Here is a 297-nt window from a genome sequence, read left to right as displayed (position 1 = left end):
CCCCCCCCCCCCGCGCCTCGAAAGCATCGAGGGCTTCGGCGCCCTGCCGATCGAGCGAGATCTCGACCACTGCCTGCAAGCCATGTCCCAGAACCGGGGCCAGGCGATCGGGCGACAACAGGGCAATCTGGCGCTCGATGAAGCCGGCCTTGCGCAGGCGCTGCACGCGCCGGAGACATGTGGGTGGCGAGATGTGCGCATCGGCAGCGAGCTGTTGATTGGTCTGCGACGCGTCGCGCTGCAGGGCGTCCAAGAGGCGGAGGTCCAAGGCATCGAGTTCATTTGATTCCATAATAT

Annotated in this window: 1 protein-coding gene; it reads right to left on the bottom strand. The window is 65.3% G+C overall.

What is annotated here, in order from left to right:
• Window positions 1-292, bottom strand: a 292-nt coding sequence (locus tag QN397_RS26675; RefSeq protein ID WP_323502529.1) for an Lrp/AsnC family transcriptional regulator, incomplete at its 3' end; no start/stop codon positions are given.
• Between the last annotated feature and the right edge of the window lie 5 nt (window positions 293-297).

It is taken from the genome of Variovorax sp. RTB1, from assembly GCF_035018765.1.
Taxonomy (GTDB): Bacteria; Pseudomonadota; Gammaproteobacteria; order Burkholderiales; family Burkholderiaceae_C; genus Variovorax.
This window is presented reverse-complemented; position numbering and strand designations above follow the sequence as displayed.